The sequence below is a fragment of the Kitasatospora sp. Xyl93 genome, assembly GCF_055383135.1.
On the sequence record NZ_AP029185.1, the window covers coordinates 4,534,503 to 4,558,176 of the forward strand.

Below are 23,674 nucleotides of genomic sequence, written 5' to 3' on the forward strand. Positions count from 1 at the left end.
CGTTCGCGAGAACCCGCGGTCGCCCGCGCGTACGGAATTCTCCGTATGCGCGGGCGACCGCTCGCATTCTTGCGGGAATATTTCCGGGTCGAGTCGGAGTAGAGTGTCGCTCGGCTGGGAACAAGGTTTCCCTTTCGGCCCCCGCAGTGCTCGGCCCGGGGGCGCCCGGCCCGCCGGACCGGCCCGTGAAACATGTCAGGCGGATGTCAGAATTCCCGCGGACATTTGAGTAATTCGTCCGCTATGTCCGGCGTGGAATGCCGAGATTATTCCGATTCGGCCCGTACTGTCCCCCGGCGCCTTGCCGGAATTACCGGCGGTTGACCCTGTTGCAGAGGGCGTCGGTCCGGATACATTCAGCGGCGGTCGACGCAATCACCCGCTCACCGGAAGCCGCCTGGCGTCCCGCGCGGAGGGTTGCGGCGTGCACGGCTGCGCCCAGGGGGGGTTCCCCGGGCCGGCCTTCAACCAACCCGGGCCCGCGACCTGCGGGCGCGTGAAGGGCCCAGCACAGCACTAGGGGAGTTCGGAATGGCTCAGGGCACCGTCAAGTGGTTCAACGCGGAGAAGGGCTACGGCTTCATCGCGGTCGACGGTGGTGCGGACGTCTTCGTCCACTACAGCGCGATCCAGATGGACGGCTACCGCACCCTCGAGGAGGGCCAGCGGGTCGAGTTCGAGATCTCCCAGGGACAGAAGGGCCCGCAGGCGGACATGGTCCGCGCCGCGGGCTGACGCCTTCCGACCCCAGGAGCTCGGCGCGGCCCTACGGCTGGTGACCACTCGCTTCTCGACGGGCCCGTACGACGCGTGTCGTACGGGCCCGTCGGCGTTCCCGGCGGGCTCCGGGGGCGGCCCCGGCGGCGGCTCGCGGATCGTCGATTGGGCTTGCACTCGACCACCCGGAGTGCTAATCATTGGCGTTAGCACTCACAGCGTGAGAGTGACAGCGGACCGGGTCGGTGAGGCCCCCGGGAGCGGTAGGGGAAAAGACCCCCGCACACCAGGGCCGTCCGTCGCGGGCACCCCTTGGTCCGAGCAGTCGACCGTGTCCCGGAGGACCACTTCTGATGGCCAAGATCATCGCCTTTGATGAGGAAGCTCGCCGCGGCCTTGAGCGTGGCATGAACCAGCTCGCCGACGCAGTGAAGGTCACGCTCGGCCCCAAGGGCCGCAACGTCGTGCTGGAGAAGAAGTGGGGCGCCCCCACGATCACCAACGACGGTGTCTCCATCGCCAAGGAGATCGAGCTCGAGGACCCGTACGAGAAGATCGGTGCGGAGCTCGTCAAGGAGGTCGCCAAGAAGACGGACGACGTCGCGGGTGACGGCACCACCACCGCCACCGTGCTCGCCCAGGCCCTGGTTCGCGAGGGTCTGCGCAACGTCGCCGCCGGCGCCAACCCGATGGCCCTGAAGCGCGGCATCGAGAAGGCCGTCGCGGCCGTCTCCGACCAGCTGCTGGCCCAGGCCAAGGACGTGGAGACCAAGGAGCAGATCGCCTCCACCGCCTCCATCTCCGCCGCCGACACCCAGATCGGCGAGCTGATCGCCGAGGCCATGGACAAGGTCGGCAAGGAAGGCGTCATCACCGTCGAGGAGAGCAACACCTTCGGTCTGGAGCTCGAGCTCACCGAGGGCATGCGCTTCGACAAGGGCTACATCTCCGCCTACTTCGCCACCGACCTGGAGCGCATGGAGGCGACGTTCGAGGACCCGTACATCCTCATCGCCAACTCCAAGATCGGCTCGGTCAAGGACCTGCTCCCGCTGCTGGAGAAGGTCATGCAGAGCGGCAAGCCGCTGGTCATCATCGCCGAGGACGTCGAGGGCGAGGCCCTGTCGACCCTGGTCGTGAACAAGATCCGTGGCACCTTCAAGTCCGTCGCCGTCAAGGCCCCGGGCTTCGGTGACCGCCGCAAGGCCATGCTCGGCGACATCGCCATCCTCACCGGTGGCACCGTGATCTCCGAGGAGGTCGGCCTCAAGCTGGAGAACGCCGGCATCGACCTGCTGGGCACCGCCCGCAAGGTGGTCATCACCAAGGACGAGACCACCATCGTCGACGGTGGCGGCGACAGCGAGCAGGTCGCGGGCCGCGTGAACCAGATCCGCGCCGAGATCGAGAACAGCGACTCGGACTACGACCGCGAGAAGCTCCAGGAGCGCCTCGCCAAGCTGGCCGGCGGCGTGGCCGTCATCAAGGCCGGCGCGGCCACCGAGGTGGAGCTCAAGGAGCGCAAGCACCGCATCGAGGACGCCGTCCGCAACGCGAAGGCCGCCGTCGAGGAGGGCATCGTCGCCGGTGGTGGCGTCGCGCTGCTGCAGGCCGGTGTCGCCTTCGACAAGCTGGAGCTGGAGGGCGACGAGGCCACCGGTGCCAACATCGTCAAGGTCGCGCTGGAGGCCCCGATCAAGCAGATCGCGACCAACGCCGGCCTGGAGGGTGGCGTCGTGGTGGAGAAGGTGCGCAACCTCCCCGCCGGTCACGGCCTGAACGCCGCCACCAACGAGTACGTCGACCTGGTCGCCGAGGGCATCATCGACCCGGCCAAGGTCACCCGCTCCGCGCTGCAGAACGCCGCCTCCATCGCGGCGCTGTTCCTCACCACCGAGGCCGTCATCGCCGACAAGCCGGAGAAGGCCGCCGCGGCCGCCGGCGGCGGCATGCCGGGCGGTGACATGGACTTCTGATCCTGATCGCTCCGATCGGATCGGCTGGTTCCAACGTCCGTGTGGGCGGCTCCCTTCGGGGGGCCGCCCACACGGCGTTTCGGCGTTCGGGGGAGTTGGGGAGAGGATGGACGGATGGCTGCCGATGACATCGAGACCGCCCTGCACAACGCGCGGGCACTGATCCTGGCCGACCTCACCGCGCGGGACGTGGCGGACGCCGCCGTCGTCTCGCTGGTGGAACAGGCCGTCACCCACCGCCGCTGGTGGCTGGAGCAGTGGCCGGACGGCACCGACTACGTGCTCGGGCTGGTCGCCCAGGACGTCCAGGACGCACTGCTGGAGGCGTACGGGCGCTGGCCGCTGTGCGCCGACTGCGCGGCCGACGGGGACCCGCACGCGCTGAGCGTGGAGCCCGAGCTGGGGCCGGATCCGCACTGGGTCTGCGGCAAGCAGGGCGCGGTGGTGGCGCCGGTCGGCAAGCTCGCCTAGGGCGCGTCTGACAATTCGCGTCGGATCAGGGCGCGGCGTTGGGGTGCGTGCATCGCAAGGCGGAGGAGGGAGCCACTGCCGTGGGGGCACCTCCCGGCCGAAGGCTGGGGGCCATTGGCGACCGACGACAACGCGGCGAGGTGCGCTTGTGCCCTGGGGGTACCTCCCGGCCAAAGGCTGGGGGAGCGTCGCGCACCCGGCGGGAATTGTCAGACACGCCCTAGGGCGTGTCTCGTAATTGATCTTGGCGGGGGTCATTGCTCCTCGGCTCGCAGCCACAGGATCAGCGAGGCGAGGACGACGCCGGCCCGGTAGCGGTTGGCCAGTTTGTCGAACCTGGTTGCCACTGCCCGGAATTGCTTCAGCTTGGCGAAGCAGCGCTCAACGACGTTCCGCCCCTTGTAGGCGGCCTTGTCGAAGGCAGGTGGGCGCCCGCCGCGGCTTGCGCGGCGGGCGCGGCCGGCGATCTGGTCCCGGCGTTCGGGGATGGTCGCCTTGATCCGCCGGCGCCGCAGCAGCCGGCGGATCTTCCGGGAGGAGTACGCCTTGTCGGCCACGACCCGGTCGGGCCTGGTCCTTGGCCGCCCACTCCCGAGACGTGGGACGCGGATGGCGTCGAGGACGGTGGGCAGCATCGTGCAGTCGGCCGTGTTGCCCGTGCTCAGCACGATCGACAGCGGCAGGCCCCGACCGTCGACCGCCAGGTGGATCTTGGTCGTCAGTCCGCCCCGGGACCGGCCGAGCGCCTCGCGGCACGCAACTGCTGCCGGATCATCCGATTCGTCCTCGGACTGGCCCCCTTTTTGCGGGCGCCGGCCGCGTGCTGGTGGGCTCTGGCGACCGTGGAGTCGATCGAGACCGTCCACTCCACGGTGCCCACCGCGTCGTTGCGGACCTGGATCTCACGCAGGAGTGTGGCCCAGGTTCCGTCCTTCTCCCACTGGGCGAAGCGCCGGTAGACGGTCTGCCACGGACCGTACCGCTCGGGCAGATCGCGCCACGGGGCACCTGTGCGCAGCCGCCACAGCACCCCGTTGACCACCTGCCGGTGATCCCGCCAAGGACGCCCGGCCCCGTCCCGCTGCGGCAACAACGGCTCAATCCGAGCCCACGCCGCATCCGTTATCTCTCCACGACCCACCACAAGATCAATTATGAGACACGGCCTAGGGTGCCAGCTCCCGGAGCTCGGCCGTCAGGTTGGCGCGGGCGGGCGCCGTGAGGCGCTCGCGGGCGGCGGGGGTGCGGTAGAGCGCGGGCAGGGCGAGCAGCCGGCGCAGGACGGCGGCCCGGCCGGCCGTGAAGTCCGGCGCGGGGACGAAGCCGTACTCCTCGCGGACGGCGGCCGCGTACGCCGCGTAGGCCTCGGGGGTGCCGCCGAGGACGGCCAGGTCCGCGTCGCAGAGCACCTCGCCGTTGCGGTCGCCGGGGGCGGGGTCGTGGCCGACGGTGAGCAGCACGAGGCGCTCGACCTCGGCGACCCGCTCGGCGGGCAGCCCGGCGGCGGTCAGCGCGCGGACGGCCAGGGCGGCGCTGCGCTCCTCGTTCTCGGTGCGGTCGGGGCGGTAGACGGCGTCGTGGAACCAGGCCGCGAGGCGGACCGCCTCCGGGTCGGCGGCGTGCCCGGCCAGCTCGTCGACGTGCCGCAGCACCGCGCGCAGGTGGGCGGCGGTGTGGTAGCGGCGCTGCGGCTCCGACCAGCGGCGCAGCAGCTCCCGGCCGTACGGCTCGGGGTCGACGGCGGCCCCGCAGCGGTGCAGCAGGGCGGTCCAGGCGGCGAGCAGTTCCTCGGTGAGCGGGCCCTCGGCGGTCGGGGCGTGCTCGGCGGTGGCGGAGGCGTGCTCAGCGGTGGCGGAGGCGTGCTCAGCGGTGGCGGTGGCGGTGGCGGTGGCGGTGGCGCGGTCGGGCTCGGCGGTCGGCATGGCGACCATTGTGGCGGTCGGGCCGGGCACTGGACCTATAGGTAGGTTGACGATATATGTAGTCGTATGACAGAACGCTCCATGCAGGAGCCCACGCTGCTGCTGCTCACCGCGCTGGCCGACGCCCCGCGCCACGGCTACGCGCTCATCCAGGAGATCTCCGCGATCTCCGACGGCCGGGTCAAGATGCGCACCGGCACGCTCTACGGGGCGCTCGACCGGCTGCTGGGCCAGGGCCTGATCGAGGTCGCCGCCGAGGAGGTGGTGGACGGCCGTGCCCGGCGCAGCTACGCGCTGACCGACGCCGGCCGGACGGCGCTGGCCGCCGAGGCGGAGCGGTTGCGGGCGGTCGCCACCGAGGCCGAGCGCCGACTGACCAGGATCCGGTCGATGCTGCCGGGAAGGACCGGGTCGCAGGGTCGGCCCGCGACGGGGGGAGGCCTCTCATGAGCACGCCCGCGATCGGTGCGGCGCCCTCGGCGGTGCTGCGGGCCGCACTCCAGCTCTACCCGGCGCGGTACCGCCGCGAGCGCGGCGAGGAGCTGGCCGAGGTGTTCGCCGACACCACGGCGGCCGGCGGCCGGCTGGCGGTGGCCCGGGAGGTCCTCGGCCTGGCGGTGTACGGGCTGCGGGTGCGGCTCGGGCTGACCGGCGCCTCGGCGGCCGGGCGGCTGCTGGCGCTGGTCGCGCCGATGCTGGCCGGCGCGGTGGCCGGCGCCATGCTGCTGGCCTGGCTGACCACCTCGTACCGGGTCGCCAACCGGCTCTCCTGGGACGACTCCTACGGCGCCTACGCCGAGCTGTTCTCCCGGCCGGTGGCCGCCGCGCTGCTCCTGGTGGCGGTGCTGCTCGGACGGTGGGCGGCGGTGCGGGGCAGCGCGCTGATCCTGGGCGCGGTCGGACTGTACGACCTGGTGGCCGCCGCCTGGGACTCGTCCTTCGACCTGTGGTGGAGCGGCTACATCGGGATGGCCTCGCTGCCGTTGGTGGTGGCCGCGCTGCTGCTGGTCGCGGCGCCGACCGACCTGCTGCCCCGGCCGACCTGGCGCACGGGCGCCCTGGCGCTGGCCTCGGCGGCCGTGGGCGGGCTGCTGGCGGTGGCCCAGAGCTGGGACGACACCACCTTCCCGCGGGACCTGGGCTGGTTCGTGGTGATGCTGGTCGCCCCGCTGCTGCTGACCTTCGCCGGGCTGCGCGGGCGGGTCGGGCTGGCCGCCATGGGCGTGGCGATGCTGGTGCTGACCGGGCCCGGCTGCCTGTTCAACATCTGGCGGGAGTCCCGCGGGGTCTCGCACCTGCTGCCGGCGGCGGCGCCGACGGTGGCCGTGCTGGCGCTGCTGGCGGTGGCGGTGCACCGGTTCGGCCGACGGGCGGCGGTGGCGGCGGGCCCCGGCTCGGTGTGACCGTGTGACCCGAGATCCGGGGGGGTCGTTCCGGCGTGACCGGATCGGCCCCCTCGGTCGTCCCCGGGGGTCGCCGGGGGCCGGTGGATGTGGCAGTCTGTCGAATATGTCTAGACCAATTTTCGAAGTCATCGCGCTGACGCCCCAGGACGCCCAGGCCGCCGAGTCGGGCGGCGCCGACCGGCTCGAACTGGTCACCGACATGGCCGCCGACGGCCTCACCCCGTCCGTCGAGGACTTCGGCCGGATCCGGGCCGCCGTCGGCCTCCCGCTGCGGGTCATGCTGCGGATCCGGGACGGCTTCGCCCCGGGTGACGTGGACGAGCTGTGCGCCCGGGCCGCCGCGCTGCGGGCCGAGGGCGCCGAGGAGTTCGTCCTCGGCTTCCTCGACGCCGACGGCGCCGTCGACCTGGCCGCCACCACGGCCGTCGCCGAGGCGATCGCCGGCTGCCGCTGGACCTTCCACCGGGCGATCGACCACAGCGCCGACCGGGCCGCCCTGCGGGCCGCCGTCGCCGCACTGCCCGGCCTGGACACCTTCCTCACCTCCGGCTCCCCCGCCGGGGTGGACGCCGGACGCGAGGTGCTGTCGGCCGAGCTGGCCCGGGCCGGCGAGCCCGGGTACCGGCAGCGGATCCTGATCGGCGGCGGCCTGCGGGCCGAGCACCTGAAGGAGCTGCGGGCGGAGGGCTTCGACGCCTTCCACGTCGGCGGAGCGGTGCGGGTGGACGGCTGGCGGACGCCGGTGGACGCGGCCAGGGTCGCCGAGTGGCGGGCGCTGATCGACGGCTGAGTGCCCGGTCCGGGTGCGTGTGCCGGTTCGCCCCGGGTGCTCGTGCGGAGCTTGCGAGTGCTCGTCGAAAGAGGGCCGGCCCCCCGGACCGGCCCTCTCGCGTGCTACCGCAGCTGCTCCGGCAGCGGCTCGCCGTGCAGCACCGTCAGCCCGGAGACGGCACGGGTCAGCGCCACGTACAGCCGCCGCAGGCCGGTCCGCTCGTCCGGCTCCCCGGCGATCACCGCGGCCGGCTCGTCCAGCACCACGTAGTCGTACTCCAGGCCCTTGGCCAGCGAGGCCGGGACGAGGGTGAGCCGGGCCTGCGCGCTGGTCTCGGCGCCGGGGGAGAGGTGCGGCAGGCCGGCCGCGGTCAGTGCCTCGGCGAGCCGCGGGATGCGGGCGTCGGCGGCGATCAGGCCGGTCGAGCCCTCGTGCTCCAGCGCCTCCCGGCAGGCCGCCAGGACCGCCTCGGTGGTCTCCCCGTCCGCGACCCGGCGGACCGTCAGCGAGCCGGGCGCGGTGCGGACCGAGGAGGCCGGGGCCAGGCCGGGGGCGATCGCCGGGAGCAGCCGGGAGGCGTACGCGATGACCTCCTCCGGCACCCGGAAGCCCTTGGTCAGCTCCTCGACGTGCGCCTCCGGCTTGCCCAGGTGGCGCAGCGCCTCCGGCCAACTCGCCGTCGCCCAGGGGGTGGTGCCCTGGGCGAGGTCGCCGAGGACGGTCGCCGAGCCGGTGGTGCAGCGGCGGCCCACCGCGCGGTACTGCATCGGGGAGAGGTCCTGGGCCTCGTCCAGCACCACGTGCCCGAGCGAGGGGGTGCGCTGCACCAGGTCGGTCGCCTCGTCCACCAGGACGGCGTCGGCCGGCGTCCAGCGGGCGGTCCGCACCGAGCGGCCGGGCTTGGGCCACAGCACCGCCCGCTGCTCCTCGGGCGTCAGCACGCCCTCGGCGCACGCGGCCAGGAACTCCGGGTCGGAGAGCAGCCGCAGGACCAGCTTCGCCGGGTCGACGGCCGGCCAGCACTCCTTGACCACCGCCTTGACCGCGCCGTTGCGGGCCACCGCGTCCTGCACCCGGTCGTCCGGGGCCTCGCCGCCCTGCTCCATCTTCAGCAGCACGGCGTGCGCGATGCGCTGCGGCAGGGCGTCCCGGGCGGCGCCGTAGCGCACCTCGCGGCCCTTCAACTCCTCGATGATCTGGACGAGTTCGTACACCGGTACGCGCCAGCGGCGGGAGCCGCGGACCACCACGCAGGGCTCGGTGGGCAGCGTGATGCCCGACCGCACCGCCCGGCGCAGCACCTCGGCCATCCGGGCGTCGCCCTTCAGCCGGGCCGCCTCCGGGTCGTCCTCGCCCCTCACCTCGACGTGCCCGACCAGCTGCTGCACGGTGGCCTGGGCGACGTCCAGCTCGCCGAGGGCCGGGAGCACCTGCTCGATGTAGGAGAGGAAGGCGTTGTTCGGCCCGATCACCAGGGTGCCGGTACGGGCCAGCCGCTCGCGGTGGGCGTACAGCAGGTACGCGACGCGGTGCAGGCCGACGGCGGTCTTCCCGGTGCCGGGCGCGCCCTGGACGCAGATGGTGCCCGTGATGTCGGACCGGACGATCTCGTCCTGCTCGGGCTGGATGGTGGCGACGATGTCGCGCATCGGGCCGACGCGGGGCTTCTCGATCTCGGCGGCCAGCAGGGCGGAGCCCCGCTCCGTCTCGGCCGGGTCGCTGAGGTGCTCGTCCTCGTAGGCGGTGAGCTCCCCGCCGGTGTAGCCGAAGCGGCGGCGGCGCTCGACGTCCATCGGCGCGGTGCGGCTGGCCCGGTAGAACGGCTGGGAGACCGGCGCGCGCCAGTCGATCACCATCGGGTCGCCGTCGGCGTCGTGGACGTGCCGGCGCCCGATGTAGAAGCTCTCGCCGCCGCTGCCCTCGCTCAACTCCTCGCTGATCGCGTGCAGGTAGTCGAGGCGGCCGAAGAACAGCGGGGTGTGCGAGAGGTCGGCCAGTGCGGCGATCCTGGCCTCGATCTGGTTCTGGAGCACGAGGGCGGTGACCCAGGTGCCGGTCACGTCGCGGATGTCGAGCGACTCGACGTCCTCGCGCATGGCTCGCAGAGCGGCCCGGGACGCGGCCAGGTGCGCGCGTTCGCGCTGGAGGGGGTCGGTGGTGGGGGTGGCGGGCACAGCGAACCTTCCCGGCTGCCCCGGTGGCGGGTGCAGCGGATCGTAGGAGCTCACGGTGGGTACGGCCGACCGGTTGCCGTGCGGTCGACACCTCCCCCGGCTGCCTGCGGGACTTCAGCAGGTACCACGGTTCGGGAGGGGGCAGACGGACGATCTTAGTCCCGTCCGTCCCGGGGTTCCAGCCGTGCGGGTCTCGGGGTCGCCCCCTACTCCGGCCCGGGGCCGCCGTACACCGGGAGGACGATCCGCGCACCTGCGGATACGGCCTTTGGAGTGATGCCCGCGGCCGCCCGGGTGCCTACCGTTGAAGACATGAGCACCACGAAGCGCACCCCCCGATCCGGCCCGTCCGGCGCCACCGCCGTCTCCGGGCGTCACCGCAACCCGCTGAGCACCGCCGTCCGCAACGTCGGCATCGCCCTGGACACCGCCGCGCGCGTGATCTTCCTCGGGCGCGACGGTGTCCGGTACTGACGCGACGGCGTCCGGTGCCGGACCGCGGCCCTACAGCACGTCGTCGGCGTCGATGATCCGGTACGCGTAGCCCTGCTCGGCCAGGAAGCGCTGCCGGTGGGCGGCGAAGTCCTGGTCCACGGTGTCCCGGGCGACCACCGAGTAGAAGTGCGCCGCGTGGCCGTCCGCCTTGGGGCGCAGCACCCGGCCGAGGCGCTGGGCCTCCTCCTGGCGGGAGCCGAAGGTCCCGGAGACCTGGATGGCCACGGTGGCCTCGGGCAGGTCGATCGAGAAGTTCGCGACCTTGGAGACCACCAGGACGCCGATCTCCTTGTTCCGGAAGGCCTCGAAGAGCTTCTCGCGCTGGGCGTTGCTGGTCTCGCCCTTGATCACCGGGGCGTCCAGGGCCTCGCCGAGTTCGTCCAGCTGGTCGATGTACTGGCCGATGATCAGTGTCTGGTCCTTCTCGTGCTTCCTGACCAGCGCCTCCACCACCCGCCGCTTGGTCGCCGTGGTGGCGCAGAAGCGGTAGCGCTCCTCCGGCTCGGCGGTCGCGTAGGCGAGCCGCTCGGAGTCGGTCAGGGTGACCCGCACCTCGCAGCAGTCGGCGGGCGCGATGTAGCCCTGCGCCTCGATCTCCTTCCACGGCGCGTCGAAGCGCTTGGGGCCGATCAGGCTGAACACGTCGCCCTCGCGGCCGTCCTCGCGCACCAGCGTGGCGGTCAGACCGAGCCGGCGGCGGGCCTGGAGGTCCGCGGTGAACTTGAACACCGGCGCGGGCAGCAGGTGCACCTCGTCGTAGACCACCAGGCCCCAGTTGCGGGCGTCGAACAGCTCCAGGTGGGCGTAGACGCCCTTCCGCTTGGTCGTCATCACCTGGTAGGTGGCGATGGTGACCGGGCGGATCTCCTTCCGGGTGCCGCTGTACTCGCCGATCTCGTCCTCGGTGAGCGAGGTGCGCTTGACCAGCTCGTGCTTCCACTGGCGGGCCGAGACGGTGTTGGTGACCAGGATCAGCGTGGTCGACTTGGCGTGCGCCATCGCGGCCGCGCCGACCAGCGTCTTGCCGGCGCCGCAGGGCAGCACGACGACGCCCGAGCCGCCGTGCCAGAAGCCCTCGACGGCCTGCGTCTGGTACGGGCGCAGCTGCCAGCCGTCCTCGTCCAGGTCGATCGGGTGCGCCTCGCCGTCCACGTACCCGGCGAAGTCCTCGGCGGGCCAGCCGAGTTTGAGCAGCACCTGCTTGATCTGGCCGCGCTCGGAGGGGTGCACCACCACGGTGTCCGGGTCGACCCGGTTGCCGACCAGCGGGACGATCTTCTTGGAGCGCAGCACCTCCTCCAGCACCGGCCGGTCGGTGGTGGTCAGCACCAGCCCGTGGGTCGGGTGCTTGACCAGCTGGAGCCGCCCGTACCGGCCCATGGTGTCCGCCACGTCCACCAGCAGCGCGTGCGGCACCGGGTAGCGCGAGTACGTCACCAGGGCGTCCACCACCTGCTCGGCGTCGTGCCCGGCCGCCCGCGCGTTCCACAGCCCGAGCGGCGTCACCCGGTACGTGTGCACGTGCTCGGGCGCCCGCTCCAACTCGGCGAACGGTGCGATGGCGCGACGGCAGTCGGCGGCCTTGGGGTGGTCGATCTCCAGGAGAAGAGTTTTGTCGCTCTGGACGATGAGCGGTCCGTCGTTCACGCGGGGGAGCCCTCCACTGGCTGACAGGCTGGATTGACGCAGACCCTCCAGTGTCGCGCATTCCGCGGTGAACGTGGACGGGCTCCCGTGGACGGGCGTGGAACGGGCTCGGTGGACGGGCTACTTCCACTCGTAGAGCTTGCCGGTGATCCTCTCGTCGGCGTCGGTGTCGAACTCGAAGAGGCCGACGACGCCGTTGAGGCGTTCGAGCTGCGGGGCCGCGGTGGAGAAGAAGAGCGCGCCGCGGAAGCTGGTGCCGCCGTTCTCGGTGGGGTGGCCGAGGCCGTTGCCGTGCCAGGTGACGCTCTGGCCGTCGGCGGTCATGTCGACGCCCTGGCCCTCGCCGTAGACGGTGCCGTCGGGGCGCGGTTCGGCGTCGTAGGTGCCGAACCCGTTGACGGCGGTGCCGAAGTAGCTGCCGGTGATCCGGATGGATATCTCGATCGTCACGTGGCCGTCGCCGACGGCGACGACCCGTCGGCCGGTGTTCTGGCCGTGGAATTCGCCGATGAGTTCGCCGAGCATGGGTTGCCTCCCGTTCGGAACCCCTGCTTCCGGACTACGCCGATGGGGCGGGCCCGTCAATGACTTCGAGTGACCACGGTGCGCACTCGCTCGTTGAGCCGGCCATGAAGAAGTCGAAGCGTGTTCTCACCGCCCTCGCCCTGATGGGCTCGGCCTTCGCGGCCACCGCCTCCTCGGCCGGTTCGGCCCACGCCCTGGCGGGCATCGGCGAGGGGCCCGGCGGCCTGCTCGCGGCGCCCGGGTTCCTGCTGGCGGACACCGTCACCGGGGGTGCGATGCCGATCGGGCAGGGCCAGATCGGCAGCCTGGCGGACAAGGCCGTCCAGGACAAGATGAAGGAGGCGCAGCAGGGGCACTGAGGCCGGGGCCCCGCCCCCGGCCGGTGTCAGGGCGCGCCCGGGGTCACTCGTCGAGTTCCGCGACGCCGGTGATGCGGTGCAGGGCGAAGGTGCGCAGCTCGTCGGCGTGGTGGTCGAAGGCGGTGACGAAGCCGCCTTCGACCTTGACCGGGTCGATGATCCGCTGGCTGGCGATGCCCTCGGCGTTGAGGTAGCCGATCCACATGCGCTCGCCGAGCAGCACGGCCGTCTGGAGGGCGGCCAGGGTCTCGGCGGCGGCGGTGCGGGGGAGCCGGCGCGGGTCGGCGGCGGGCTCGCGGCGGGCGGCGGTGGCCGCGCGGTCGCCGGCCCGGATGGCCTTGATGGCGGCGGCGAGCAGGGTGTCGTCGGGGCTGGGCGGCCCGTCGGGGACGGGCACGGGTGCCGTCCGGGGCGGGGTGCGGTGGGTGTCCGGGCGGGTGATCAGTACGTCGCCCTCGGCGGACTCGGCGGCCGGGGCGTAGCCCATCGTGCGCAGGGTGGCGAGCAGGACGTCCGGGGCGGCCTGGGCGGCGACGACGGTGGGGGCGAGCAGCCGCAGCCGCAGGTCGGCGGAGCGCCGGTCGGCGAGCACCTCGCCGAGCAGGGACGGGTCGTCGCAGCGCAGGTAGGAGGAGGCGGCGCCGACCCGCAGGACGCCGTGCCGGCGGGCGACGTCGTCGATCAGGTAGCCGAGCGGCTGCGGGACGGGCGTCCGGCTGTGCTGTTCCAGGAAGGCCCGCAGGTCGGCGGCGGTGCGGCCGGCGTCGAGGGCGCGGCGCACCGAGGCCGGGGTGAAGCGGTAGACGGTGGCGCCGCCCTTGGACTCGATGTCGGCGCACAGCGCGAGGGCCTGGGCGAGCGGGGTGAGCAGCGGGCCGGGGGCGATCGCGGTGAGGTCCGGCTGGAGGATCACGTGGTCCAGCGGCTGCGGGAGCAGCGGGGCGAGCACCTCGGCCGGGTCGGACTCGGCGGTGAGCAGGGCGCGGGCCGGGGCGGCCAGGGCGCCGCGGCCGGTGACGCCGAGCAGTTCGGCCTCGTCGAGGGTCCAGGCGGTGAGGTCGTCGCGCAGCTCGCGGCCGTCCGGGCCGGTGGGGCCGCCGCGCAGCGGGCGCTGCCAGCGCAGGGTGGGGAGCAGTTCCTCGGCGGTGGCCGGGGTGCCGGGCGGGAGTTCGGCGAGCAGGGCGAGGGCGGCGCGGCGGACGGACGGCGCGAGGGTGCGGTCGAGTTCGGGGCCGAGGGCGGCGCGCGGCTTGCCCCGGCCGTCCGGGGTGCCGGTGAGGGCGGGGACGCGGGTGGCGGCGAGCCAGGCGGAGGCCAGGACCGACCAGCGTTCGGCGGTGTCCAGGTGCAGCCAGGCGTCGTACGCCGGGGTGGGGGCCCAGCGCTCGTCCACCTCGCCGTCGGGGGCCAGCAGCCCGGCGGTGTAGGCGAGTTCGAGCCAGAAGGCGGTCTGCTGCTGGGTGCTCTCCAGGGCCTGGGCGGTGCGCTTGAGGTCGCGGACGCCGAGGCCGCCGGCGCGCAGGGTCAGCGGCGGGGTGAGGCCCAGGCCGTCCAGCAGCTCCTCGACGGTCTTGACCGCGGTGTGCGCCTGCCCGGCCGCGGCGCTGTCCACCACCCCGGGGTCGCGCGGGGCGGCGGCGGGCGCGGGTTCGGGCTGGACCGGTTCGACGGTGCGGTGGGTGCGGCCGCCGCGCAGGTGCAGGGCGAGTTCGCGGGGCAGGACGACGCTGCCGGGGCTGCTGGGCAGCAGCAGGCCGCGGGCCAGCAGCCACTCGACCGGGCTCTGCGCGTCCTCGGCGGTGACCGGGCGGGCGGCGTCCGGGACGGTGCCGGTGGGCGGCCCCCAGACCAGCCGGTCCAGCAGCCGCAGCGCGGCCTCGGGCGCGGTGTCGAGCAGCGCGGCGCAGCGGGCGCGGTCGGTGAGCAGCGCGGTGAGCGCGGCGACGGCGCTGACCGGGTCCGGGGTGGCGGGCTGCCCGGCCGAGGCGAGCAGCTGCTGCAGCCGGGCCGGGGACATGCCGACGGTGGCGTCGGCGAGGGTGGGGCCGAGGCCGGTGCGGCCCGGGTTGCCGGCGGTCGGGGCGAGCGCCTCGCGGACGGCGAGGACCAGCCGCAGGCCGTTGTCGGGGCCCCAGAGCAGCGCCCGGTCGCGCAGGGTGGCGATCGCGCGCGGCAGGGCGCCGGCGACGGCGGACCGGTCGGCCGGGGTGAGCGGGGTCGCGCCGGGGTGCGGCTTGACCTTCGCCGGGCCGGTCAGCAGGGTGCGGACGGTGCTCAGCGAGGTGCCGTCCGGGGCGGTGGCCAGCGCCTCGGCGACCTGGAGGGTGAAGCGGTCGAGCCGCTCCAGGGCGCGCAGTGCGGAGGCGCGCGAGGAGAGCCGGGCGGACAGCTGGGTGAGGTCGCCGGGGACGGGGTTCAGCAGGTCGGGGCGGGAGCGGAACAGGGCGGCGAGCGCGTCGTCGGGACGGGCGCGCAGCTCCTCGGCGAGGGTGCGCGGGCCGGTGGCGGACCTGCCCCGGCGTTGAGGGCCCTGCTGTGTGGTCATTCGACCTAGGTTAGTCGGGCGTGGGGACGACGGGGTGTCCCTCGTGCGGCCGCCCCTGCGGCGCAGCGCCGTACCCGCGGACGGACTCGCGCGGGCGGGGGCGGGGTGGGTAGCGTCACGCCGAGGGCGGTTCGGTGGGCGGCCGGTACGGGTGAGGCGGGGTGGTCGGTGATGACGGACGGCGAGTGGTGGCGCAAGAGCGGGCCCTGGAGCGAGCGTTCGGACGGCGGCCCGGACGGTGGCTCCGGGGAGCGCGCGTCCGAGGGGGCCGCCGAGGTGCCGTCCGCTCCCGCTCCCGTCCCTGTCCCCGACCCCGACCCCGACCCCGACAGCGTGTACGACCCGCCGGCGCCGAGCGCGGCGGGCATCCCGTCCGTACCGCTGGACCTCCCGGACCTGGCCGAGGCCCGGGAGCGGGCGGACGCGATCCCGCCGCCGACGGTGTCGAGCACCGGCCCGTGGACCATGACGCTCTTCGACTTCTCGGACGGGCCGCGGCCCGCGCCGAAGCCGATCCCCGAGCAGCGCACCGCCGATCAGCCGAGCGCCGAGGAGGCCGCGGCGCCCGCCGGGCCCGCGGACCTGAAGAAGAAGCCGCGCCGGGGCCGGCGCAAGCAGGCCCCCGCCGCTCCTCCCGCGCAGCCCGGGGCCGCCGCCGGGAAGGCCGGGGGCAGGAAGGGCAGGGCCAAGGCCAAGGGGAAGGAGGCGGAGCAGGGCGCGCCCGCCCGCAAGCCCTCCCCGCTGATCCTGCTCTCCTGCGGCCTGCTGGTCGGCGGGGCGGTCTCCGGCTTCTTCCCGGCCATGCTGGCCGGCTGGGGCCTCGGCTACCTGTCCCGCCAGATCTCCGACCTGATGCGCAAGTTCGTGGTCCTCGGCATCCCGCTGGCCACGATGAGCGCGACCACGCTCTTCTCCATGCGGCAGGCCAAGCAGGCGGGTGGCCAGGGCGGCGGCCTCCAGTCGGGCTCGCCGCTGGGCCAGATCAGCTGGTCGGCGGCCCCGGACGTGCTGCGGGTGTCCGCCGTGCTGTCGGCGGTGGTCCTGCTGCTGCTCGCCATGCGCCGCCGCCCGCCGCAGCAGGGCTGAGCCGGGGCGGTGCGGGTGCCGCCGCCGGGGTGGCCGGGTCCGTGGGGCCTATCGGGCCTATCGGGCGGGCCGGGTCAGTCTGGCGGGCCGGGTCAGTCGTCCGCGAGGTGGACCAGGTGGCGGAAGGTCGCCGGGTCGCCGAGGTGGCCGACGATCCAGTGGGCGACGGTGGCGCGGGTGGCGGTGCCGGCGCGGGGCAGCGGCCGGTCGTACGAGACCTGGGGGCCCGCGGACGGCGGTCCGTCCTTGAGCATCGGCACCCGGACGACCGTCCACGCGGTGTCGGACCCGGCGAGCACCGCCTCCATCCGGGCGAGGTCGTGGTGGACCTCCCGGTAGAGCCGGTCGACCACCAGCCCGGTCACCACCCGCTGGGCGAACGGGAGCCGGCTGGTGTCCAGGCCCGCCGAACTCATCGTCACCAGGTGCCGGACGCCGCCGGCGCGGACCGCCGCGGTCAATTCCCGGGCGCCGTCGGAGAAGACGGTGGTGGCTCGGCGGCCGGTGGTGCCGAGGGCGGCGACGACGGCGTCCTGGCCGTCCAGCGGGCCGTGCAGGGAGCCGGGTCGGCTGACGTCGGCCCGCGCGGTGCGCGGGGTGCCGTGCGCGTAGTGCGGTAGTCGGGCGGGGTCGCGGGCGACGGCGGTGACGGTGTGTCCGGCCGCCAGGGCGAGGTCGACCACCAGGCGGCCGGTGCGTCCGGTGGCGCCCACGACTGCGATCCTCATCGGTTCCTCCTCGGGATTCCCGGGACCCGGACTCGGGACCCGTGACTCGTGACCGGTGCACGTAACCCGCGCTCGGGACTTGTGACTCGTGGCGTGCGACCGGGCACCGGGGCGGTGCTTGTCATTCATTCAGACGGACTGTATGAATGAAATCAAGTGAACCACAGTGCACCGCGAGTGCAACCCCGAAGGAGCGATGGGACATGGGAGTTCGGCAGACTCGTTACCCCGACCTGGACGGCCGGGTGGTGGTGATCGCCGGCGGCAGCCGGGGCATCGGCGCGGAGACCGCCCTCGCCTTCGCCCGGCAGGGCGCGGCCGTCGCCGTCCTCGGCCGCGACGCGGCGGCGCTGACGGAGGTGGCCGAGCGGATGCGGGCGGAGGGCGCCCGGGCGCTCGGGCTGGTCGCCGACTGCACGGACGCGACGGCGCTCGGCTCCGCCGCCGCCCGGATCGAGCGGGACCTCGGCCCGGTCGACGTCCTGGCCGCCTTCGTCGGCGGCGACGGCTACCCGGTGCCCACCGTCCGCGAGACCGAGGAGCACTGGCGGGCCGTCCTGGACGGCAACCTCACCGCCACCTTCCTCACCGTCCAGGCCTTCCTGCCCGGCCTGCTGGCCCGCGGCAGCGGCTCGATCGTCACCATGGCCTCCACGGCGGGCCGACTGCCCAGCGGCGCCTCCGCCGCGTACGCCACGGCCAAGGCGGGCGTGCTGATGTTCACCCGGCACCTCGCGCTGGAGGTCGCCGGTGCGGGCGTCCGGGTCAACGCCGTCGCGCCGGGCACCGTCCGCACCGAACCTACCGCCGCGCAGATGCCGCCCGAGGTGCGGGCCACGGTCGCCGCCGCGCACCCGCTGGGCCGCCTCGGCGAGCCGGAGGACATCGCCTCGGCCGCGCTCTTCCTGGCCTCCGACGCGTCGTCCTGGATCACCGGGCAGACCCTGGACGTCAGCGGGGGGCGGATCATGCTCTGAGCGGCTGGCCGCCCCGCCGAGCGCCGGGGCGGCCCGGCCCGGGTGGACGGATCGGCGATACTGCCAGTTCACACGGAACGAGTGGAGGCGAGCGGGATGAGCCCCCGGTCCTACCGGATGGGACAGCGGCAGGCGGAGGTCGACGAGACGCGCGCCCGGATCGTCGCGGCCGCCCGCGCGCACCTGGCCGAGACCGGCGGGGCCTCGCTGGACGCCGTCGCCCGTCGCGCGGACGTCGCCCGGGCGACCGTCTACTACCAGTTCGGCTCCAAGTCGGGCCTGCTGGAGGCGGTCTGCGACGCCCTCGCCGAACAGGGCGGCATGGCCCGGCTCGCCGAGGCCTTCACCCTGGCCGACCCCTGGGCGGCGGTGGACCGCTTCGTCGAGGTGATGGGCGGCTTCTGGGCGGTCGACCGGGTCTGCACCCGCCGGCTGCGGGCCCTCGCCGCGCTCGACGAGGAGGTGGGCCGGGTCATCGCCGACCGCGACGCCCGCCGCCGCGAGGGCGCCGCCGTGCTGACCGGCCGGCTGCCCGCCGCCCCGCCGGACGCGGCGGGCCTGCTGTTCGTCCTCACCGCCTTCGAGACCTACGACGCGCTGGCGGCGGAGGCGGAGGCGACGGCCGGGGCACCGGACGGCGACGGCGCCCTGGCCGCCGCCACCCCGGCCGTCACCCGCCTGGTCCGCGCCGCGCTCGGCGGTCCGGCGGAGCCCTCCTGAGGCACTCGGCGCGGTGCCGCGGCGGGCCGGTGCGCCGCGCCCCGGGTCGGCGCCCCTCGCCTCGGGCAGGCGCACTCGCCTCGGGTCGGCACCTCCGGCGGCAAGGGGGTTAACACCCGTACGGGACGGGTGCTTTCCCCGTTCTGCGGGCGGGCCGGTCGCGGCCAGACTCGGGGCATGCCCGCGCAGCCCGTGATGACGACCGAAGCGCCCGAAGCCCCCGCCCCCCGGTCGGGGAGCGGCGGCAGCGACTTCGCCCAGTTGACCCGCCGAATAGCCGCCGAGGGACTGCTCGCCCGGCGCCCCGGCTACTACGCCGTCCGCGCGGGCCTGGTGCTCGCCGCCTTCCTCGGCGGCTGGTACGCCCTGTTCGCGCTGGGCGACACCTGGTGGCAGCTCGGCCTGGCGGCGGCGATGTCCGTGGTGTTCGCCCAGATCGGCCTGCTCTCCCACGACCTGGCGCACCGTCAGGTCTTCGACCGGCGGCTGCCGAGCGAGGTCGGCGGCCGGATCGCCGCCAACCTGATGATGGGCATGAGCTACGGCTGGTGGATGAACAAGCACACCCGCCACCACGCCAACCCGAACCACGAGGAACGGGACCCGGACGTCGCCCCCGACCTCCTGGTGTGGTCCAAGCGGCAGGCCCGGCAGGCGGGCGGCCTCGCCCGGTTCATCGGCCGCCGGCAGGCGTACCTGTTCGTGCCGCTGCTCCTGCTGGAGGGCCTCAACCTCAGCTTCAACAGCTTCCGCGCGCTGCGCGGCCCCGCCATGAAGCGCCCGGTGCTGGAGGGCGCGCTGCTGGTGGTCCACTTCGCGGCCTACTTCGGGCTGGTGTTCGCCGCCCTCCCGGTCGGCAAGGCGGTCGCCTTCCTCGCGGTGCACCAGGCGCTGCTCGGCGTCTACCTGGGCTGCGTCTTCGCCCCGAACCACAAGGGCATGCTGATGGTGACGCCGGAGATGAGGCTCGACTTCCTGCGCCGCCAGGTGCTCACCTCGCGCAACGTCCGCGGCGGGCTGCTCGTCGACTCGGTGATGGGCGGGCTCAACTACCAGGTGGAGCACCACCTGTTCCCCAGCATGCCCACCCCGGCGCTCGGGCGGGCCGCCCGGATCACCCGGGAGTTCTGCGCCGAGAAGGGCGTCCCGTACTACGAGACGGGCCTGTTCCGCTCCTACCGGGAGATCTTCGCCCACCTGCACCGGACGGGCGAGCCGATCCGCTCCGGCGGGTGAGCTCCGGCGCCGGGTGCGCGGCGGCCGGCCGGCGGGCGGCCGTCACATCCGGCCGCCGGGATCCGTCGGTGGGGCAGTGGGACCACACCGACGGTACGGAGGAACAGCGGGATGCTGACGAACATCATGTACGTGACGGTCTACGTGACCGACCAGGACCGCGCCCTGGAGTTCTACGTCGACGGGCTCGGCCTGGAGAAGCGCATCGACCACCCGGGCCCGGACGGGCGGTTCCTCACCGTGGCCGTCCCGGGCGGCGGGCCGGAGATCGTCCTGTGGCCGCACCCGGAGTCGGCCGGCCTGCCGGCCGGTCGACAGCCCGGAGCGGGCGTGCCGGGGCCGGTGTTCATCGAGTCCGACGACCTGCGGGCGGACTTCGAGGTGCTGCGCGGGCGCGGGGTGACCTTCGAGCAGCCGGAGCCGGAGGACTACGGCTTCGGCATCCGGATCGAGGCGGTCGACCCGGACGGCAACCGGATCGCGCTGCGCCAGCGCGCCGCCTGGCAGACCGACGGGCGGGCCGATGTGGCCGACGCGAAGGCCGAAGCGAAGGCCTGAACGGCACCCTCCCGCACGGGGGGCCGGACGCACCGGCCTCCCGTGTCGGACGGCACCGCCCGCCCCGTTCCGCGTCCGCGCCCGTACGATGCCCGAGCGGGGTGTGCGGAGGCCGGGGGTGGATGTGGTTCGGTTCTGGCTGCGATGGGTGCTGATCGCGGTGCTGGCGGCGGCGGTGGTGTCCGTCGGCTGGGCGGGGTGGCGGCAGTACCGCGACACGGCCATCCCGACCCCGCCGGACGTCCCGGGGCTGGCGCGGGACGCGGCGACCGGGGAGGCCCGCCGGGCGGCCGAGGAGCGGATGGCCGGCCGGATCGACCTGCTGCCGGAGCTGCTGCCGTGGGCACAGGGGTTGGCCCGGTCGACGGTCGACGTGTGCCGGACCGACTACCGCGGGGACCTGTTCGCCCGGGGCAAGTGGCTGCCGACGGCCTGCGAGCGGACCGTGAACGTCTACCTGGCCTTCGACGGGAGCGACGTCCGCTCCCGGCTGGCCGATCTGGACCGGTACCTGGACGGCCAGGGCTGGCTCAGCTCGCAGCGGTGGAAGGGCCTGGTCGAGGCCGACGAGTACGACCACCAGCCGCCCGCCGACCCCACCCCCGAGGAGGTGGCGGAGGCGGCGGCCCGGCCGGTCTCCCCGTCCGTGGAGTTCGAGCTGTCGACGGACGGGGCGGTGCGGACCGAGCTGTACGTGAGCGTGGCCCGGGCGCCGGGCCCCGAACTCCTGACCTCCGGCGAGGACTACTGGTACGAGAAGTACGGCGGCCGGCGCTACCGGAACGACGAGGGGCAGCGGTCCGAGTACCTGACCTGGCAGCCCGTGCGGCCGGGCGAGGTCACGAAGCCGGCCGAGGGCCGGTACGTGGCGGTCCTGGGCTTCACCACCCGGTACGCGCAGGAGCGGTGAGCGGCCGCGGACCGGCCGGTCAGCCCGCCGTGGCGGGGGGCGGCGAGATCGGCAGGGTGGCGGTGACCCGGAAGCCCGAGAGGTACGGCGAGGCGGTCAGCTCGCCGCCGAACAGCGCGATGCGCTCGGCGAGTCCGAGCAGGCCGTGGCCGGTGGACAGTTCCCGGGGGGCCTCGGGGCGGCGGCCGGCGCCGTCGTCGACCACTTCCAGGGCCAGCACCTCGGACCAGCGGATCCGCACCGCGGCGTGGCTGCCGGGGCCGGAGTGCTTGATGATGTTGGTGACGGCCTCCTGGACCAGCCGGTAGGCCGTCAGGTCGACGCTGTCGTCGAGGCGGGCCGGGTGGCCGTGCACCTCCAGGTCGATCAGGATTCCGGCGCGCCGGGCGTCGTCCAGCAGCAGGCCCAGGTCGGCTAGTCCGCGCCGCCCGGCGCCGGCCGCCACGGGCACGTCGGCGGTGCGCAGCAGCCGGAGCATCCGGCGCAGTTCGGCCATCGCGTTGCGGCCCAGCTCCTCGATGTCGCCGAGGGTGGCGGCCAGCCGGCCGGGGTCGGTGGGCGCCGTGCTGCGGGCGGTGTCGGCCCGCATGACGATGACGGCCACCGCGTTGGCCACGATGTCGTGCAACTCGCGGGCGATCTGGACGCGTTCGTTGCGGACGGCCCGGCGGGCCAGCGCGAGTTCGCGCTGGTCGCGTTCGGCGGCGACGGCGGCGGACCGGATCCAGCGGCCGGCGCCCCAGGCGACGGCGGTGATCGGCAGGTAGAAGGCGATGCCGCTGATGACGAGGGCCGTCTGGCGGTCGGGGCGCACCGCCCCGGTGGCGATCGGATCCCAGATGCCCAGGGCGACCGGGAGGCCGGTCAGCACCAGCGCGGTGAGGGCGACCGGCCGTTCGCCCAGCCGGGCCACCGAGTACAGCGCGATCAGCAGCCCGAAGAAGGGGGTGAAGCCGAAGTCGGAGTTCAGCGAGAGCAGGGCCGCGCCGACGGCCGCGGCCCAGACCACGGCGAACACCGCCGTCGGCCACCGCCTGCGGAAGGTCAGCGCGACGACCTCCGGGAGGGCGAAGGCGGTCAGCAGCAGCTGGTCGCGCCCGTTCACCTCCGGCGCGAGCGGGGTCGCGTAGAAGAAGACGTCGGGGACGGTGACCGCCAGCGCCAGTGCGGCGTCCTGCGCCGTGACGGTCCGTGACCGCGGCCGACGGGCGGGGTCCGTCACAACCGGAGCTCCCGGCAGCACGTGTGGTTGGAGCCCAGGCAGCACCAGATGTCGGCGAACTCCGCGAACCCGCCGGCCTGGCTGTCGGACCACCACGGTTCCACCGGTGCGGCGTGCTCCGGCGGACGGATCGGGTAGCCGAGGGCGAGGTGCGTGGCCCAGAGGTCGCCGTGGTGCTGCCGGAGGGTCTCGACGAACCGGTCCCGGGTGATCTCCCCGACGGAGGGACCGTGTCGCGACGGCGTGAGCAGGGCCAGGAAGGCCGCCGCGCTGGTGGTGCCGTCGGTGGCGAAGGCGGCCAGGCCGATGCCGGCCACCCGCAGGGCCTCGGCGCCGTCCCCGGGGGCGGGGTCGACGGTGATCCGGACGGCGAGGCTCTGCCACGGGTCGCCGACCGTCCGAGGCGGGTCGGGCACCAGGACCGACCGGGGGTCGAGCAGGAAGCCGTGAGCGAGGACCGGACCGGTCTCCCCGCCCGGTTGGACCTGGTGCACGGTGGCGCCGACGGTCGGGGACGGGGTCGTCCGTTCGTTCATGGTGGGGCTCCCTGGGGGGAGTGGGATGAATGGGGTCCTTCACCCCAGTCGTAGCGTGCCCCGTCCCACGTCGCCTGCGGGAATGACCGCTCGGGTGAGTGGCCGGCCGGCCTGGTCGCGGTCCCTCGTACGGGCGGCTGCGAGGGGTCGGACGCCCGGTCAGCCGCCCGGTCAGCCGCCGAAGCCGGCGAGCAGCCCGCGCGGGTCGAAGGTCACCCGGATCCGGGTGATCCGGCCGTCCTCGACGTGCATCCAGTTCGCGGTCGGCGCCGGCGGGGCGATGCTCGTGCACAGCTCGAACCAGGTGATCACCTCGTCGCCCTCGGCCACCCGGACCTTCACGTCGATCCTCTCCAGCACCCGGCCGAGCCCCTTCAGCCCGGCCAGCGCCTCCTCCACCCCGCAGGCCGTCCCCAGGGCCCCGACGAAGTCGACGTCGTCGGCCAGCAGGTCACGGACGGTGTCGAACTCGCCCGCCTCCCAGGCGGTGAAGTAGGTCTCGGCGATCTCGCGCGCGCTCTTCGTCGTCGTCATGCCTTCATCCTCCGACCGGCCGAGCCATCCGTCCAGCAGATGGATCTGATGGCTCCTATCTGTTCTGGTGATGGAAATGGCGCACGGTGCGTGAGCGGTCGGGCGCGGTCGTCACGCTGAGCGAATGTCAGCTGAGGTGGTTTCGGACCGCCGGGCCC

Annotated in this window: 24 protein-coding genes; 14 read left to right on the forward strand and 10 right to left on the reverse strand. The window is 74.1% G+C overall.

Annotated features, from left to right (window positions below; translation table 11 throughout):
• The first annotated feature begins 531 nt into the window (after positions 1-531).
• The 3 genes from ACZ5GH_RS20365 (at position 532) to ACZ5GH_RS20375 (ending at position 3,164) form a co-directional block, all read left to right on the forward strand.
• On the forward strand, positions 532-735 hold the full coding sequence (locus tag ACZ5GH_RS20365) for a cold-shock protein (RefSeq protein ID WP_030057071.1): 204 nt from the start codon (positions 532-534) through the stop codon (positions 733-735).
• 335 nt (positions 736-1,070) lie between these two features.
• Entirely contained in the window at positions 1,071-2,693 is a 1,623-nt protein-coding gene (gene groL, locus ACZ5GH_RS20370; RefSeq protein WP_097236664.1) for a chaperonin GroEL, read from the forward strand.
• Positions 2,694-2,807: 114 nt separating this feature from the next.
• Complete coding sequence (locus ACZ5GH_RS20375) at positions 2,808-3,164, forward strand: hypothetical protein (protein ID WP_387760446.1); 357 nt, start codon at positions 2,808-2,810, stop codon at positions 3,162-3,164.
• 254 nt (positions 3,165-3,418) lie between these two features.
• Here ACZ5GH_RS20375 and ACZ5GH_RS20380 read toward each other — a convergent pair.
• Together ACZ5GH_RS20380 and ACZ5GH_RS20385 are read right to left on the reverse strand one after the other, a co-directional pair.
• Positions 3,419-4,305 (reverse strand): IS5 family transposase gene (locus ACZ5GH_RS20380; RefSeq protein ID WP_464333301.1). Its coding sequence is split into 2 segments (ribosomal slippage): positions 3,419-3,951 and positions 3,951-4,305, totalling 888 coding nucleotides; the frame shifts between segments, so codons are not numbered across the junction.
• Between the two features lie 25 nt (positions 4,306-4,330).
• The gene (locus ACZ5GH_RS20385; protein WP_464334950.1) at positions 4,331-5,086 is read right to left on the reverse strand and encodes an HD domain-containing protein; all 756 of its coding nucleotides are present in this window, start codon (positions 5,084-5,086) and stop codon (positions 4,331-4,333) included.
• Between the two features lie 66 nt (positions 5,087-5,152).
• Between ACZ5GH_RS20385 and ACZ5GH_RS20390 the strand changes: the two genes are divergently transcribed.
• The 3 genes from ACZ5GH_RS20390 to ACZ5GH_RS20400 all read left to right on the forward strand — a co-directional run bounded on the left by ACZ5GH_RS20390 (position 5,153) and on the right by ACZ5GH_RS20400 (position 7,282).
• The gene (locus tag ACZ5GH_RS20390) at positions 5,153-5,536 is read left to right on the forward strand and encodes a PadR family transcriptional regulator (RefSeq protein WP_387760444.1); all 384 of its coding nucleotides are present in this window, start codon (positions 5,153-5,155) and stop codon (positions 5,534-5,536) included.
• Positions 5,533-6,489: a hypothetical protein gene (locus ACZ5GH_RS20395; protein WP_464334951.1), complete on the forward strand. Its 957-nt coding sequence runs from the start codon at positions 5,533-5,535 to the stop codon at positions 6,487-6,489. Before ACZ5GH_RS20390 ends, ACZ5GH_RS20395 begins: the two co-directional genes overlap by 4 nt.
• A 106-nt stretch (positions 6,490-6,595) precedes the next feature.
• Positions 6,596-7,282 carry a copper homeostasis protein CutC gene (locus ACZ5GH_RS20400; RefSeq protein ID WP_387760442.1) on the forward strand — a complete coding sequence of 229 codons (687 nt, stop codon included), beginning with the start codon at positions 6,596-6,598 and terminating at the stop codon, positions 7,280-7,282.
• 104 nt (positions 7,283-7,386) lie between these two features.
• On the opposite strand, the gene ACZ5GH_RS20405 is transcribed toward ACZ5GH_RS20400, so the two are convergent.
• Complete coding sequence (locus ACZ5GH_RS20405; protein ID WP_464334952.1) at positions 7,387-9,438, reverse strand: HelD family protein; 2,052 nt, start codon at positions 9,436-9,438, stop codon at positions 7,387-7,389.
• Positions 9,439-9,750: 312 nt separating this feature from the next.
• Here ACZ5GH_RS20405 and ACZ5GH_RS20410 point away from each other — a divergent pair, with 312 nt between their 5' ends.
• Positions 9,751-9,912, forward strand: a complete 162-nt coding sequence (locus ACZ5GH_RS20410) for a hypothetical protein (protein WP_464334953.1) — start codon at positions 9,751-9,753, stop codon at positions 9,910-9,912.
• Between the two features lie 30 nt (positions 9,913-9,942).
• Here ACZ5GH_RS20410 and ACZ5GH_RS20415 read toward each other — a convergent pair whose 3' ends face one another.
• A complete protein-coding gene (locus tag ACZ5GH_RS20415) occupies positions 9,943-11,580 on the reverse strand; it encodes a DNA repair helicase XPB (protein ID WP_464334954.1) in 1,638 nt (545 codons plus the stop codon).
• Between the two features lie 120 nt (positions 11,581-11,700).
• The gene (locus ACZ5GH_RS20420; RefSeq protein ID WP_464334955.1) at positions 11,701-12,105 is read right to left on the reverse strand and encodes a hypothetical protein; all 405 of its coding nucleotides are present in this window, start codon (positions 12,103-12,105) and stop codon (positions 11,701-11,703) included.
• Between the two features lie 104 nt (positions 12,106-12,209).
• Here ACZ5GH_RS20420 and ACZ5GH_RS20425 point away from each other — a divergent pair, with 104 nt between their 5' ends.
• Complete coding sequence (locus ACZ5GH_RS20425) at positions 12,210-12,464, forward strand: hypothetical protein (RefSeq protein ID WP_387760438.1); 255 nt, start codon at positions 12,210-12,212, stop codon at positions 12,462-12,464.
• Between the two features lie 43 nt (positions 12,465-12,507).
• Here the strand turns inward: ACZ5GH_RS20425 and ACZ5GH_RS20430 are convergent, their stop codons facing one another.
• Complete coding sequence (locus tag ACZ5GH_RS20430) at positions 12,508-15,009, reverse strand: helicase-associated domain-containing protein (protein ID WP_464334956.1); 2,502 nt, start codon at positions 15,007-15,009, stop codon at positions 12,508-12,510.
• A gap of 171 nt (positions 15,010-15,180) precedes the next feature.
• On the opposite strand from ACZ5GH_RS20430, the gene ACZ5GH_RS20435 reads away from it, so the two are divergent.
• Positions 15,181-16,095, forward strand: coding sequence for a hypothetical protein (locus ACZ5GH_RS20435; protein WP_387760436.1), 915 nt, complete (start codon positions 15,181-15,183; stop codon positions 16,093-16,095).
• Between the two features lie 92 nt (positions 16,096-16,187).
• Here ACZ5GH_RS20435 and ACZ5GH_RS20440 read toward each other — a convergent pair whose 3' ends face one another.
• Positions 16,188-16,823, reverse strand: a complete 636-nt coding sequence (locus ACZ5GH_RS20440; protein WP_387760435.1) for an NAD(P)-dependent oxidoreductase — start codon at positions 16,821-16,823, stop codon at positions 16,188-16,190.
• A gap of 203 nt (positions 16,824-17,026) precedes the next feature.
• Between ACZ5GH_RS20440 and ACZ5GH_RS20445 the strand changes: the two genes are divergently transcribed.
• From ACZ5GH_RS20445 to ACZ5GH_RS20465, 5 genes are all read left to right on the forward strand, one after another.
• Entirely contained in the window at positions 17,027-17,800 is a 774-nt protein-coding gene (locus tag ACZ5GH_RS20445) for an SDR family NAD(P)-dependent oxidoreductase (protein ID WP_464334957.1), read from the forward strand.
• 96 nt (positions 17,801-17,896) lie between these two features.
• Positions 17,897-18,520, forward strand: coding sequence for a TetR/AcrR family transcriptional regulator (locus ACZ5GH_RS20450; protein WP_464334958.1), 624 nt, complete (start codon positions 17,897-17,899; stop codon positions 18,518-18,520).
• 195 nt (positions 18,521-18,715) lie between these two features.
• Complete coding sequence (locus tag ACZ5GH_RS20455) at positions 18,716-19,756, forward strand: fatty acid desaturase family protein (RefSeq protein ID WP_387760455.1); 1,041 nt, start codon at positions 18,716-18,718, stop codon at positions 19,754-19,756.
• A gap of 111 nt (positions 19,757-19,867) precedes the next feature.
• Positions 19,868-20,314: a VOC family protein gene (locus tag ACZ5GH_RS20460; RefSeq protein ID WP_387760432.1), complete on the forward strand. Its 447-nt coding sequence runs from the start codon at positions 19,868-19,870 to the stop codon at positions 20,312-20,314.
• A 118-nt stretch (positions 20,315-20,432) separates the two neighbouring features.
• The gene (locus tag ACZ5GH_RS20465; RefSeq protein WP_387760431.1) at positions 20,433-21,224 is read left to right on the forward strand and encodes a hypothetical protein; all 792 of its coding nucleotides are present in this window, start codon (positions 20,433-20,435) and stop codon (positions 21,222-21,224) included.
• A gap of 19 nt (positions 21,225-21,243) precedes the next feature.
• On the opposite strand, the gene ACZ5GH_RS20470 is transcribed toward ACZ5GH_RS20465, so the two are convergent.
• The 3 genes from ACZ5GH_RS20470 to ACZ5GH_RS20480 all read right to left on the reverse strand — a co-directional run bounded on the left by ACZ5GH_RS20470 (position 21,244) and on the right by ACZ5GH_RS20480 (position 23,516).
• Positions 21,244-22,446, reverse strand: a complete 1,203-nt coding sequence (locus ACZ5GH_RS20470) for a sensor histidine kinase (RefSeq protein ID WP_464334959.1) — start codon at positions 22,444-22,446, stop codon at positions 21,244-21,246.
• Entirely contained in the window at positions 22,443-22,982 is a 540-nt protein-coding gene (locus ACZ5GH_RS20475; RefSeq protein ID WP_387760429.1) for a hypothetical protein, read from the reverse strand. Before ACZ5GH_RS20475 ends, ACZ5GH_RS20470 begins: the two co-directional genes overlap by 4 nt.
• Before the next feature lie 171 nt (positions 22,983-23,153).
• Positions 23,154-23,516 carry a nuclear transport factor 2 family protein gene (locus ACZ5GH_RS20480; RefSeq protein WP_464334960.1) on the reverse strand — a complete coding sequence of 121 codons (363 nt, stop codon included), beginning with the start codon at positions 23,514-23,516 and terminating at the stop codon, positions 23,154-23,156.
• Between the last annotated feature and the right edge of the window lie 158 nt (positions 23,517-23,674).